We start from the raw sequence: 13272 nt of genomic DNA on the forward strand, positions 1-13272 counted from the left end.
CGCATCACCTAATCCGATAAAATCTCAGGCAAACCTAGAATCTGAGCACAGGCCGCTATCGAGCGGCGCTGTGTATCTTCATACAGTGCCAGTTCATCGATAACCGGCGTGCCTAAATCTCGCTCAAACGCTTCCCGACTGGAGTGTTCGCTAAAGTGCGTGCGCGCTTTATCTCCCAGGTTCGACTGAAATATTCCTGCGGCACTGACTGGCAGAAAATCCTCATACACCAAAGGTTCAAAGTCGATATAACCGCTATTGATAAGATCGTCGAGAGAAGCACTGTTGCGGTTTTTTAGCTCGATATCTGGCATTTTCCCCGTTGGAAAATAGCGGTAGAAGGCCAGTTTCTGCGAGCGCATCGCCTCGTGATCATCAGGGAAGGCGCTAAAGTGATGAGACAGCAGTGCCATATACCTATTGGCATTTTTCTCACAGGCGGGCTGTTGCAGTTCATCCTGTGCGGCTTGTAATAAGCGATCGTATAATGCACGCCCTTTGGCGGTTAGAGCGGCGCCACGCTGTTCGATTTCGCCGAAACGTGCAGTATGCTTACCCTGAATGCTCTGTCCATTTGCTTGTGGGAAAGCAACCTGCTCTTCCAACGCTTTGAAACTGGTTTGGCGCAGCAAAATAGGGCAGCGGCGGGCTGGCGGGCCTTCGATTACCGCTTTAGGCGTAATACTATGCTCCGGCATTGCTCGTTGAACGGCGTCGATATCCAGCGTTCGTGGCGTTAAATGATTAATGTGCGGCCCTTTAAATGCGACTACGTCGGCAATCAGGCGGTGCTGGTCGTGCAGGCGTTGATATATCTCGGCGCTTACGGTCGCAGCATTGTGCCAGCGGAAAGTGTCTAAAGCCTGAGTGATAAAGTCGTCAGCTTCTTGCCGAGTCAAACCGCCAGCGATTTCATGACGTTTAATCAGCTCAAGAGCGCGTGGAGTAAAAATAGTGCGGCGCGCCAGTATTTCCGCCGCTAGCTGACGTAATTCCGGTTGTTCGATCAGTTCCAGCCGCAGCAGGGAAGTGAATACCCTAAACGGGCTGGCCTGAAGCGATGTCTCGTGGATGGCGCGAAACGCGGTGGAATGTACTGGCACTCCCGCTGGAGCCAGATCGTAATAGGCCACAGGAACCATGCCCATCACAGCAAACAGGCGGCGTAACATCGCTAGTTCGGCGGCGGTTCCGACGCGGATTGCGCCGTGCCGCTCCATATTCAGCCGCTCAATTTCGCCAGTGCGGGCTAAGTGTTTTTTCAGTTCCGGATGTTCAGCTATCGCCTGCTGATTGGTTTGGGCAACAATCTGCAATAGGGTGCTGTAAAGAGGAACTTCAGTTTGGTACATCTCGGACATGGCACGAGAGAATCCAGCGCGAATCTGATCTGGCTGAATCAGCTGTGGGGTGTTCATAATAGGGTAACTCCTTTTATCGTCTATATTTTTTACTGTTTTTCTTAGTACGAAAATGGCTTAGAAAAAATAGGGATACATCAACGCTAAGCTGCCTTTTAGTCTAGGCAGGAAACGCAGAGTCGAGGACAACCCGCAGGAGAATATTGAGGAATTATGCGCCAGCTCTCATTGATTCTTATTTCGGCAATAAAATAGAAGAGAAAATAGTTGCGCGGCTATTTATTTTATGCGTTAATAGCCGCGGCCTGTGATGCAGACCTATTTATGTGTAAGCGTGTGTAGTGAGAGTATAAAGAGTACTAGCAGTTCCTCCCAAGCCGTTATCATTTGATTCCGCTTCAAAGACGAACCTTCTAAGAATCTCCGGTAAACAACTTCCATAAGTAACGTTCCTGAATACAGTCCAGCTATTTTAGATAGCAATAAGTGCCTTATGGCGAGTTATAAATATTTTTGAAGGTAAAGTTTATGTCTAAGAAGACTGGTCAAGTTAAATGGTTCAACGAAAGCAAAGGTTTTGGTTTTATTGAACAAAACGACGGTGGCAAAGATGTATTCGTACATTTCTCTGCAATCGCCACTGACGGATTCAAAACTCTGGCTGAAGGCCAGCGTGTAGAATACACCGTTGAAGACAGCCCGCGCGGGCCGGCTGCTGCAAACGTTGTTGCTCTGTAATTAAGAGATTAATAATGTTTAAAATATTTTAGGATAAAAAATGGTAAAGCAAATGCGCTAACCGTTGACCTGAATATTTAAAAATTCTAAGACCCGCATTATGCGGGTTTTTTCATTAATTCAAGCTCATAGAGGTTTAATCAAAAAACTTTAGGATGGGCAACTGCATCTAAACAATAAATAAAAATGAGTTGTTAGGATGCCCAGTAAAAGGAAATTTATTATGACGTTAAAAATGGGTCGGGTGAAATGGTTCAACCAGCTGGAAGGCTACGGTTTTATTTCGCCACTCGATGGTGGGCTGGATGTTTATGTCAGCAAAATGGCAATTGCCAACACCAAAAATAAATCACTAAGTGAAGGACAAAACGTAGAGTTCTCCACTTACAAAAGTATTCACGGGCCTTCTGCGGCCGATGTGATTGCTTTCTAAAGCAAACGGCTACCAAGGTAGCCGTTTGTATTTTACCGATACTTCGATATGCGATGGTAATACAGGTGCTCTTTATTTGGTTAATTAAAATCTGAATTTTATTCGATTCTTAATGACTAAAGTTAGCGAACATCGCGATGATTTTATGAAACAGTTTCATCTTCAATCCAAGAAATACATTGTGTGATGTAAGTCACAAAATTCTACTCCCCGTATTTCAACATATCAATAACATTCACCGAAAAATGCCATTTTTCTTTGTTGCCGTTCTTGATGAGTTATCGCTCGCAGTAATGGAATATTGAGTTGGTTAACCTGCCTGAGTGGATATGCTATTCTCTTACGCTTTCCTGCTGTCGATAGCTCCACGTCCTCGGAGGGTGTATGGATCACCGTTTACTCGAAATCGTTGCTTGCCCAGTGTGCAATGGCAAACTGTATTTTAATAAAGAAAATCTGGAGTTGGTGTGCAAAGCCGACAATCTGGCTTACCCCGTTCGCGATGGCATTCCGGTTTTGCTGGAGAATGAAGCGCGCGCCCTTTCCGTTGATGAGAAGCACGCATGAGTTTTATCGCGATTATTCCTGCTCGTTATGCTTCAACCCGGCTGCCGGGTAAACCGCTGGCGGACATTGGCGGTAAGCCGATGGTGGTACATGTGATGGAGCGCGCACTGGAGTCTGGTGCCAGTCGGGTGATTGTCGCCACCGATCATGATGACGTGGTTCGTGCCGTGCAGGCCGCAGGCGGCGAAGTTTGTCTGACTCGCGCCGATCATCAGTCCGGTACTGAGCGGCTGGCCGAAGTGATTGAACGCTACGGTTTCGCTGATGACGATATTATTGTCAACGTACAAGGCGATGAACCGCTCATTCCTCCGGTGATTATCAGCCAGGTAGCTAGCAATCTGGCGGCTTCCAGCGCCGGTATGGCGACATTGGCGGTGCCAATTGAAAGCAGCGAAGAAGCTTTTAATCCCAACGCAGTGAAAGTGGTGATGGATGCTCAGGGCTACGCGCTGTATTTCTCCCGCGCGGCGATTCCGTGGGAAAGAGAGCGTTTTGCTCAGTCTAAAGACAGCATCGGTGACTGCTTCTTACGTCACATCGGGATTTACGCTTATCGCGCCGGTTTTATTCGCCGCTATGTTAATTGGGCGCCAAGTAAGCTGGAACAGATCGAGCTGCTCGAACAACTGCGGGTTTTATGGTACGGAGAGAAAATTCACGTTGCCGTGGCGAAAGCCGCGCCGGCGGTGGGCGTAGATACCCAGGAAGACCTGCAAAGAGTACGGGATATTCTACTCAATAAATCAAGTAGATAGAAAGTCGCGCCGAAACCCTAGGTCGATTGTAAAACCAAAATTGTAAAAAGATAGCAAAACCAAACGCCGGAGTGCTGGTCACCCGGCGTAATTATTTCCCCGCCTTTTTGTTGTTTGCCCGCTTTTGTTTGATCTGCATTCTGGAAATATCCCCAAGCTCATCTCATTATGGTGTTCTACCGCAATCGTCATTCTGCTGTCAGTCATAATGGGCAAACCTAGTATGGAACAGTTAAAGGCCGAATTAAGTATTGTATTGGGTGAATCCATTACCCGGCTTGAATGTGTCAGTGAGCAGCCTTATGCCCATTTGTTTGCAATTTATGACAAACAGGGGCACGCGATCCCGTTATTGGCGAAAAGCTATGTTTGTCAGGGCATTGCCCAGCAGGAGGCCTATAAACTGTCGATGCTGGCGCGGGACGGAGATATTCGTTTACCTACGGTCTATGGTTTGGTGATGACCCATCAGACTCCTTACAAAGAAATTCTGCTAATGGAACGACTAAGGGGCGTCTCAGTGGAAGCGCCCCCACGGACGCCAGAACGCTGGAATGTATTGATGGATCAAATCGTTGAAGGCGTACTGGCCTGGCATCGCATTGATAGCCACGGCTGCGTCGGCAATGTAGACAGTATGCAGGAAAATGATTGGTTTAGCTGGTATCAACAGCGGGTAGAGGTGTTATGGTCCAGTTTAAGCAACCTCAGCTCACCGCTAGTCACTCTGGACGACCGTGCCGTTTTATACCGTTCTAGGGCGGGATTATCTCAGCTTTTTGCCGATTTTGACGACAGTTGCGTGCTGATTCACGGTAATTTAACTCTGAGAAGTATGCTGAAAGATCCCCGTAGCGATCAGTTATTAGCGATGTTAAATCCCGGCTCGGTGCTGTGGGCTCCGCGCGAATACGATCTTTTCCGTCTGAGCGAAGAAGGGATGCCAAGCCAGCTATTGTACCGCTATTTGCAGAAAGCCCCGGTTTCTGAGGCTTTTGTCTACCGCCGCTGGCTGTACACGCTTTGGGAATTAGTCGGACGATTTATTCACACCGGCTATTTCGACCGGCCACTGTTTGATCGCGCAGCCAGCCAACTATTGCCTTGGCTTGCCTGATTTCCCTTTCCTTAGGGTTAATGACTTGGAGCGTCGGCGGGGGATTTCACCCATTGCCAGAGTTTCCCTAAGGTTTCGTACCAGGCACGTTCACTGTGATAAAGATAGCTGGCGGCGGGAATAGCGCGTTCCCAGCTGTGTAACGGGCTGGTAATGGCTAATTGATTTGCTGGGGCGGGAATAGGATGTAATCCCTTGGCAGTAAAGAAATTAATGGCGCGCGGCAGGTGATTAGCCGAAGTGACCAACAGGAAAGGTTTATCTCCCACCAGAGTGGCCACGTCTGCCGCTTCTTCTTCGGTATCTTTCGGTTTTTCCAACATCACAATATCACTGCTCGCTACGCCCAGACTTTGAGCAACCTGCGCAGCGGTTCGGGCGCTGCTTTGCGAAGCGGGGCCAAAGCCGCCGGTAAATACCAGTTTGCTGCCCGGATGCTGTAAATACAGTCGAATACCTTCAGTGACTCTTGGCAAACTATTGGGAAATAAATTCGCGCTGGGTGCCCAATTCGGATTAAAGGTATAGCCGCCACCGAGGACAACAATGTAATCTACCCGATCATTACCCTGATAAGTGGCATACTTATTTTCGATAGGTAGCAATAAACGATCGGCCACGGGTTGCAGGCTAATAAGCAATAATACTAACCAGCTTAGGGTGAGCAGCGCCTTGCCACTTTTTTGCCAGTGGGTAAACCATAATAGGATTAAAGCCAAACCTATTAATATAAGTAAAAGTGGTAGCGGCATTAATAACCCGCCAAGGAACTTTTTTAGGGTGAATAGCATGAAAAAGTGAACCTTTTGGCTGAAAAAACGGCATCCGGGCGGGATTACTGCCCAAGAAGATTTATTCTACGTCTGGCTGTGCCAAAATAGCATATTTGGGGCGAACTCTTTTTCCCCTGTCGTTATATACCCGCGAAGTTTCGTACCCTGGCTTACAGGCGATAGAGCGAAAGTGAAAAGGTATAGATTTCATTAACGGAGCAGTTGTCCATGCAGCAGGATCGCAATTTCGATGATATTGCCGAAAAATTCTCGCGTAATATCTACGGCACGACGAAGGGAATGATTCGTCAGGCCGTGGTTTGGCAAGATATCACCGAGCTGTTGACACAGTTGCCGCAGCGACCGCTAAGGATTCTCGACGCGGGCGGTGGTGAAGGACATATGGCCTCTCAGTTGGCTGCCCTTGGACATCAGGTAATGTTGTGCGACCTTTCCGGCGAGATGATTCAGCGCGCGCAGGCGGCTGCGCAGGAAAAAGGTGTGAGCCACAACATGCAATTTATACAAAGTGCGGCTCAGGATATCACCCAACATTTGGAACAGCCGGTTGATCTGGTATTGTTTCACGCGGTGTTGGAGTGGATTGCGGAACCCGAAGAGGTTTTACAGGTACTTTGTGATGCATTAACCCCCGGCGGCGCCCTGTCCCTGATGTTTTTCAATTCAAACGGCCTGGTGATGCGAAACGCCGTGTTGGGTAACTTCCAACTGGCTACGCCTGATGTGAAAAGACGCCGCCGACGTTCTCTGTCGCCGCAGTATCCTTTGGACCCGCCTAAGGTTTATGGCTGGCTTGAGCAAATGGGGATGACCATTAGCGGCAAGACGGGAGTGCGGGTGTTCCACGATTACTTAAAGAACAAACAGCAGCAGGTGGAAGAATTTGCTGAGCTACTGGCGCTGGAACAGCGCTATTGTCGGCAGGAACCCTTTATTAGTTTGGGGCGCTACGTGCATGTTATGGCGTTTAAGCCGAACCTGAAGGACCAACTATGAGTGAATTTTCCCAGACAGTACCCGAACTGGTCGCCTGGGCGCGAAAAAATGATTTCTCGATTTCGCTGCCAACGGAGCGTTTGGCATTTATTCTGGCCATTGCCACCTTAAACGGTGAGCGGTTGGACGGCGAAATGAGCGAAGGCGAGCTGATCGATGCGTTTCGTCACGTCAGTAAAGGCTTTGAACAAACCCACGAAACCGTTGCCGTACGGGCCAATAACGCCATTAATGATATGGTTCGGCAGCGTCTTCTTAACCGATTCACCAGCGAACTGGCGGATGGCAATGCCATTTACCGACTAACGCCGCTGGGCATCGGCATTACCGATTATTATATTCGTCAACGTGAATTCTCTACGCTGCGTCTTTCCATGCAGTTATCTATTGTGGCGCAAGAGTTACAGCGCGCGGCGGAAGCGGCAGAAGAGGGCGGCGACGAATTCCACTGGCATCGTAACGTCTTTGCCCCGCTGAAATATTCCGTCGCAGAAATCTTCGATAGTATCGATATGACCCAGCGCCTGATGGATGAGCAGCAAAACAGCGTGAAAGAAGATATCGCCGCTTTGCTCAATCAGGACTGGCGCGCGGCGATTGCCAGCTGTGAGCTGTTGTTGTCTGAAACTTCCGGTACCCTGCGCGAGCTGCAAGATACGCTGGAAGCCGCCGGGGATAAATTACAGGCTAATCTACTGCGTATTCAGGAAGCTACTATCGGTAATGCAGGTTTGGATCTGGTTGATAAGCTGGTGTTTGATTTGCAAAGCAAACTGGATCGCATTATTAGCTGGGGACAGCAGGCCATCGATCTGTGGATCGGTTACGATCGCCACGTGCATAAATTTATTCGTACCGCTATCGATATGGATAAAAACCGCGTATTCGCTCAGCGTTTACGTCAGTCGGTACAGAATTACTTTGATAACCCGTGGACACTGACCTACGCCAACGCCGACCGCATGCTGGATATGCGTGATGAAGAACTGGCTCTGCGTAGTGAGGAAGTGACCGGGGAACTGCCGCCGGATCTCGAATTTGAAGAGTTCAACGAAATCCGCGAACAAATTGCCGCCATGATTGAACAGGCGCTGCTGGTGTATCAACAACAGCAGATACCGCTTAATCTGGGGGAAGTGATGCGCGATTATCTTGCGCAATATCCGCGTGCTCGTCATTTTGACGTGGCTCGTATCCTGGTCGACCAGGCGGTTCGCCTCGGTGTGGCCGAAGCCGATTTTTCAGGGTTACCGGCGGAATGGCTGGCGATTAATGATTACGGAGCCAAGGTGCAGGCACATGTCATCGACAAATATTGAGTTAGTAATGCCAGTTAAACTGGCGCAGGCATTGAGCAATTCGCTGTTTCCTGCATTGGACAGTCAGCTGCGAGCTGGCCGACATATTGGCATAGATGAGTTGGACAACCACGCCTTCCTGATGGATTTTCAGGATCAGTTGGAAGAATTTTATACCCGCTATAACGTTGAGCTGATTCGTGCGCCGGAAGGTTTCTTCTATTTGCGTCCGCGTTCAACCACGCTGATCCCGCGTTCGGTCTTGTCCGAACTGGACATGATGGTGGGTAAAATTCTGTGCTATCTCTATCTCAGCCCGGAACGTCTGGCTCACGAGGGGATTTTCAGCCAGCAGGAAATGTATGAAGAGTTGCTGAGTCTGGCGGATGAGAGCAAGTTGCTGAAGTTTGTTAACCAGCGCTCTACCGGTTCCGATCTGGATAAGCAAAAGTTGCAGGAGAAAGTCCGTACTTCTCTCAACCGCTTACGTCGTTTAGGTATGCTCTACTTTATGGGCAACGACAGCAGCAAATTCCGTATTACTGAAGCGGTATTCCGTTTTGGTGCCGATGTGCGCAGCGGCGATGACCCGCGGGAAGCGCAGTTACGTATGATTCGTGATGGCGAAGCGATGGCGGTGGAAAACAGTCTGTCGCTGCAAGACGATAACGACGAGAACGAATCAACCCAGGCGAATGCCGCGGAAAGTGCAGAGGATGAACAGGAATGATTGAACGCGGTAAATTTCGCTCACTCACGCTGGTAAACTGGAACGGTTTCTTTGCCCGCACCTTCGATCTGGATGAGTTGGTTACTACGCTGTCCGGCGGTAACGGAGCCGGTAAATCCACCACCATGGCGGCTTTCGTGACGGCATTGATTCCCGATCTGACTTTGCTGCATTTCCGTAACACCACCGAAGCCGGTGCCACCAGCGGTTCCCGCGATAAAGGGTTACACGGGAAACTGCGTGCCGGGGTGTGTTATTCCACGCTGGATGTGATCAATTCCCGTCACCAGCGCGTGGTGGTCGGGGTGCGCTTGCAGCAGGTGGCCGGTCGCGATCGTAAAGTTGATATCAAACCTTTCACCATTCAGGGCTTGCCAACGGCGATTCAGCCGACGCAGATCCTCACCGAAGTGGTAGGCGAGCGTCAGGCGCGAGTGCTTTCTCTGCAAGAGCTGAAAGAGCGTGTGGAAGAAATGGAAGGGGTGCAGTTTAAGCAATTTAACTCCATCACCGATTATCACTCCCTGATGTTTGATTTGGGTGTGATTCCAAAACGCCTGCGTTCTTCTGCCGATCGCAGCAAGTTTTACCGATTGATTGAAGCCTCTCTGTATGGCGGGATTTCCAGCGCCATTACCCGCTCGCTGCGCGACTATCTGTTGCCGGAAAACAGTGGCGTGCGTAAAGCCTTCCAGGACATGGAAGCCGCGCTGCGGGAAAACCGCATGACGCTGGAAGCGATTCGCGTGACTCAATCGGATCGTGATCTGTTCAAGCATTTGATTTCCGAAGCCACTTCCTACGTGGCGGCGGATTATATGCGTCACGCCAACGAGCGCCGGATTCATCTGGACGGCGCGTTAGTGCTGCGCCGCGATTTACTTAGCAGCCGCAAGCAGTTGGTGACTGAGCAGTATCGTCACGTAGAAATGTCCCGCGAGCTGGCGGAACAAAGCGCCGCTGAATCCGATTTGGAAACCGATTATCAGGCCGCCAGCGACCACCTGAATTTGGTGCAAACGGCGATGCGTCAGCAGGAAAAAATCGAGCGTTATCAGAGCGATTTGGAAGAGTTGACTTACCGCTTGGAAGAACAGAACGAAGTGGTGGCCGAAGCCAGCGAACAGCAGGCGGAAAACGAAGCCCGTGCGGAAGCGGCCGAGCAAGAAGTGGATGAGCTGAAAAGCCAGCTGGCAGATTATCAGCAGGCGCTGGATGTGCAGCAAACTCGCGCCATTCAGTATCAGCAAGCTTTACAGGCTTTGGAGCGCGCGCGTGCGCTGTGTCAGATCCCGGATTTGACTGCTGACAACGCCGAAGATTGGCTGGACACTTTCCATGCTAAAGAGCAGGAAGCTACGGAATCGCTGCTGTTGCTGGAACAAAAGCTCAGCGTGGCTGATGCGGCGCACAGTCAGTTTGAACAGGCTTATCAGCTGGTGGTTAATATTGCCGGTCAGGTGAGCCGCAGCGAAGCCTGGCAGACCGCACGGGAATTATTGCGTGATTGGCCGTCGCAGCAACATCTGGCGGAGCGAGTACAACCGCTGCGTATGCGTTTGTCTGAGCTGGAGCAGCGCCTGCGTTCTCAGCAGGATGCCGAGCGTCTGTTGCAGGAGTTCTGTAAGCGTCAGGGCCAGGTTTATCAGCCTGAAGAGCTGGAAGAATTACAGCGTGAGCTGGAGCAAAAAGTTGAGGAATTGTCCCTCAGCGTGTCCGATGCCGGTGAACGCCGCATGGAAATGCGCCAGGAACTGGAACAGATTAAGCAGAAAATTCAGACGCTAACCAGCCGTGCGCCCATCTGGCTTGCGGCGCAGGACGCACTGAATCAACTGAGTGAGCAAAGTGGGGTATCGCTGGAAGACAGCCGTCAGGTGACGGAATACATGCAGCAACTGCTTGAGCGCGAACGTGAAACTACCGTTGAGCGCGATGAAGTCGCGGCACGTAAACGTCAGATTGAAGCGCAAATTGAGCGTCTGAGCCAGCCAAGTGGTGCGGAAGATCCGCGCATGGTGGCGTTAGCCGAGCGTTTCGGCGGCGTATTGCTGTCTGAAATCTATGACGATGTCACTATCGACGATGCGCCGTACTTCTCCGCGCTCTACGGTCCATCTCGCCACGGTATCGTGGTACCGGATCTGTCGCTGGTTCGCGATCAGTTGGTGGGGCTGGAAGACTGTCCGGAAGACTTGTATCTGATCGAAGGAGACCCGCAGTCCTTTGATGACAGCGTATTTGCCGTCGAAGAACATGAAAAAGCGGTGGTGGTGAAAATCGCCGATCGCCAATGGCGTTATTCCCGCTATCCGGAAGTGCCGCTGTTTGGCCGCGCGGCGCGGGAAAATCGTCTGGAAACCCTGCACGCCGAGCGTGACAGTCTGGCGGAACGTTATGCCACGCTTTCCTTCGACGTACAGAAAACCCAGCGCGCCCATCAGGCATTCAGCCGCTTTATTGGTTCTCATCTGGCGGTGGCTTTCGATGCGGATCCAGAAGCTGAAATTCGCCTGCTGAATACCCGTCGCGGTGAAATTGAGCGCGCTCTGAGTGCTCACGAAGATCAAAATCAGCAGCAGCGTCAGCAGTTTGAACAGGCTAAAGAAGGCATTGCGGCGCTGAATCGACTGATTCCGCTGGTGTCTTTGCTGCTTGACGACGCTTTGCAGGATCGGGTGGAAGAAATCAGCGAAGAGTTGGCTGAAGCGCAGGAAGCGGCGCGTCATATTCAGCAGCACGGTAATGCTCTGATCAAGCTGGAGCCTTTACTGGCGGTGCTGCAAAGCGATCCGCAGCAGCATGAACAGCTGAAAGAAAGCTATATTCAGGCGCAAAACAGTCAGCGTCAGGCCAAGCAGCAGGCCTTTGCCTTAACGGAAGTGGTTCAGCGCCGGGCTCACTTCAGCTATACCGATTCTGCCGGTATGCTGAATGAAAACTCCGATCTGAACGACAAACTGCGTCAACGTCTGGAGCACGCGGAAGCCGATCGTACTCGCGCTCGCGAGCAATTACGTCAATACCAGACCCAGTTCACTCAGTACAGTCAGGTACTGGCGTCACTGAAAAGTTCTTATGATGCTAAGCGGGATATGCTCAAAGAGCTGACCCAGGAATTGCAGGATATTGGCGTTCAGGCCGATGCGAATGCAGAAGCGCGTGCGCGAGCTCGTCGCGATGAATTGCATGCGGCGCTCAGCACCAACCGTTCACGTCGTAATCAGCTGGAAAAACAGTTGACCTTCTGTGAAGCGGAAATGGATAGCCTGCAAAAGAAACTGCGCAAACTGGAGCGAGATTATCACCAGATTCGCGAGCAGGTGGTGAATGCCAAATCCGGCTGGTGCGCGGTGATGCGTATGGTGAAAGATAACGGCGTCGAGCGTCGCTTACATCGTCGTGAACTGGCGTATATGGACGGCGAAGAACTGCGTTCGATGTCGGATAAAGCCCTAGGCGCACTGCGTCTGGCAGTATCTGATAACGAACATCTGCGCGATGTGCTGCGTCTGTCGGAAGATCCGAAGCGTCCGGAACGCAAAATTCAGTTCTATATCGCGGTTTACCAGCATCTGCGCGAGCGTATTCGTCAGGATATTATTCGCACCGACGATCCGGTTGAAGCCATTGAACAGATGGAAATCGAGCTGGGTCGCCTGACCGAAGAACTGACTGCCCGTGAACAAAAACTGGCAATTAGCTCCAAAAGTGTGGCGAATATCATCCGCAAAACCATTCAGCGCGAGCAGAACCGTATTCGTATGCTGAACCAAGGCTTGCAGGCGGTTTCCTTCGGACAGGTGAAAAGCGTGCGGTTGAACGTGAATGTACGTGAAGCCCATGCCACTTTACTGGATGTGCTGTCTGAGCAGCAGGAGCAGCATCAGGATCTGTTTAACAGCAACCGTCTGACCTTCTCGGAGGCGCTGGCCAAACTGTATCAACGCCTGAACCCGCAAATGGATATGGGGCAGCGTTTGCCGCAAACCATCGGTGAGGAGCTGTTAGATTACCGTAACTACCTTGAGCTGGAAGTTGAAGTTTTCCGTGGCGCAGACGGTTGGCTACGCGCGGAGAGCGGGGCGTTGTCTACCGGTGAAGCTATCGGTACCGGTATGTCTATTCTGGTGATGGTGGTGCAGAGTTGGGAAGAGGAATCTCGTCGCCTGCGCGGGAAAGATATTTCTCCTTGTCGCTTGCTGTTCCTTGATGAAGCCGCACGACTGGATGCGAAATCTATTGCGACGCTGTTCGAGCTGTGTGAACGATTGGAAATGCAATTAATTATCGCTGCGCCGGAAAATATCAGTCCGGAAAAAGGCACCACCTATAAACTAGTGCGTAAAGTTTTCCAGAATCATGAGCATGTTCATGTGGTTGGATTACGCGGTTTCGCCAATGATTTACCGGCTATCGCGACAACACAGACAGAAATACCGCAATAACTTCGGAATTAACTGAGGCGTAAATAAATGAA

The 13272-nt window shown here is 50.8% G+C and carries 11 protein-coding genes; 9 read left to right on the forward strand and 2 right to left on the reverse strand.

From position 1 onward, the window contains the following. Positions 1-8: 8 nt before the first annotated feature. Positions 9-1418, reverse strand: coding sequence for a VOC family protein (locus DBA33_RS07445; RefSeq protein WP_120806100.1), 1410 nt, complete (start codon positions 1416-1418; stop codon positions 9-11). 471 nt (positions 1419-1889) lie between these two features. Between DBA33_RS07445 and DBA33_RS07450 the strand changes: the two genes are divergently transcribed. The 5 genes from DBA33_RS07450 (at position 1890) to DBA33_RS07470 (ending at position 4974) form a co-directional block, all read left to right on the forward strand. Continuing rightward, positions 1890-2099: a cold-shock protein gene (locus DBA33_RS07450; protein WP_004717375.1), complete on the forward strand. Its 210-nt coding sequence runs from the start codon at positions 1890-1892 to the stop codon at positions 2097-2099. Between the two features lie 223 nt (positions 2100-2322). Further along, on the forward strand, positions 2323-2532 hold the full coding sequence (locus DBA33_RS07455; protein ID WP_049596502.1) for a cold-shock protein: 210 nt from the start codon (positions 2323-2325) through the stop codon (positions 2530-2532). Between the two features lie 384 nt (positions 2533-2916). Next, a complete protein-coding gene (locus DBA33_RS07460; protein ID WP_004717378.1) occupies positions 2917-3099 on the forward strand; it encodes a Trm112 family protein in 183 nt (60 codons plus the stop codon). Beyond that, entirely contained in the window at positions 3096-3857 is a 762-nt protein-coding gene (gene kdsB / locus DBA33_RS07465; RefSeq protein WP_064512907.1) for a 3-deoxy-manno-octulosonate cytidylyltransferase, read from the forward strand. The genes DBA33_RS07460 and kdsB overlap by 4 nt, the downstream gene beginning before the upstream one ends. Positions 3858-4080: 223 nt before the next feature. Beyond that, entirely contained in the window at positions 4081-4974 is an 894-nt protein-coding gene (locus tag DBA33_RS07470) for a YcbJ family phosphotransferase (protein ID WP_064518209.1), read from the forward strand. Between the two features lie 17 nt (positions 4975-4991). Here the strand turns inward: DBA33_RS07470 and elyC are convergent, their stop codons facing one another. Further along, complete coding sequence (gene elyC / locus DBA33_RS07475) at positions 4992-5765, reverse strand: envelope biogenesis factor ElyC (protein WP_064512909.1); 774 nt, start codon at positions 5763-5765, stop codon at positions 4992-4994. Positions 5766-5975: 210 nt separating this feature from the next. Between elyC and cmoM the strand changes: the two genes are divergently transcribed. From cmoM to mukB, 4 genes are read left to right on the forward strand one after another with little or no spacing between them, the layout of a single operon-like run. Then, entirely contained in the window at positions 5976-6764 is a 789-nt protein-coding gene (gene cmoM / locus DBA33_RS07480) for a tRNA uridine 5-oxyacetic acid(34) methyltransferase CmoM (protein WP_120806102.1), read from the forward strand. Further along, positions 6761-8083 carry a chromosome partition protein MukF gene (mukF, locus tag DBA33_RS07485; RefSeq protein WP_049596498.1) on the forward strand — a complete coding sequence of 441 codons (1323 nt, stop codon included), beginning with the start codon at positions 6761-6763 and terminating at the stop codon, positions 8081-8083. Before cmoM ends, mukF begins: the two co-directional genes overlap by 4 nt. Next, positions 8064-8792, forward strand: a complete 729-nt coding sequence (gene mukE / locus DBA33_RS07490) for a chromosome partition protein MukE (protein WP_064512911.1) — start codon at positions 8064-8066, stop codon at positions 8790-8792. The genes mukF and mukE overlap by 20 nt, the downstream gene beginning before the upstream one ends. Beyond that, complete coding sequence (gene mukB / locus DBA33_RS07495; RefSeq protein WP_064512913.1) at positions 8789-13240, forward strand: chromosome partition protein MukB; 4452 nt, start codon at positions 8789-8791, stop codon at positions 13238-13240. Before mukE ends, mukB begins: the two co-directional genes overlap by 4 nt. Positions 13241-13272 lie beyond the last annotated feature (32 nt).

Source organism: Yersinia sp. IP36721 (genome assembly GCF_003634395.1).
Taxonomy (GTDB): Bacteria; Pseudomonadota; Gammaproteobacteria; order Enterobacterales; family Enterobacteriaceae; genus Yersinia; species Yersinia entomophaga.

Coding starts and splice junctions, on each gene's coding strand:
- DBA33_RS07445 (WP_120806100.1), bottom strand. CDS start 1,418: ATGAACACCCCACAGCTGATTCAGCCAGATCAGATTCGCGCTGGATTC.
- DBA33_RS07450 (WP_004717375.1), top strand. CDS start 1,890: ATGTCTAAGAAGACTGGTCAAGTTAAATGGTTCAACGAAAGCAAAGGT.
- DBA33_RS07455 (WP_049596502.1), top strand. CDS start 2,323: ATGACGTTAAAAATGGGTCGGGTGAAATGGTTCAACCAGCTGGAAGGC.
- DBA33_RS07460 (WP_004717378.1), top strand. CDS start 2,917: ATGGATCACCGTTTACTCGAAATCGTTGCTTGCCCAGTGTGCAATGGC.
- kdsB (WP_064512907.1), top strand. CDS start 3,096: ATGAGTTTTATCGCGATTATTCCTGCTCGTTATGCTTCAACCCGGCTG.
- DBA33_RS07470 (WP_064518209.1), top strand. CDS start 4,081: ATGGAACAGTTAAAGGCCGAATTAAGTATTGTATTGGGTGAATCCATT.
- elyC (WP_064512909.1), bottom strand. CDS start 5,765: ATGCTATTCACCCTAAAAAAGTTCCTTGGCGGGTTATTAATGCCGCTA.
- cmoM (WP_120806102.1), top strand. CDS start 5,976: ATGCAGCAGGATCGCAATTTCGATGATATTGCCGAAAAATTCTCGCGT.
- mukF (WP_049596498.1), top strand. CDS start 6,761: ATGAGTGAATTTTCCCAGACAGTACCCGAACTGGTCGCCTGGGCGCGA.
- mukE (WP_064512911.1), top strand. CDS start 8,064: ATGTCATCGACAAATATTGAGTTAGTAATGCCAGTTAAACTGGCGCAG.
- mukB (WP_064512913.1), top strand. CDS start 8,789: ATGATTGAACGCGGTAAATTTCGCTCACTCACGCTGGTAAACTGGAAC.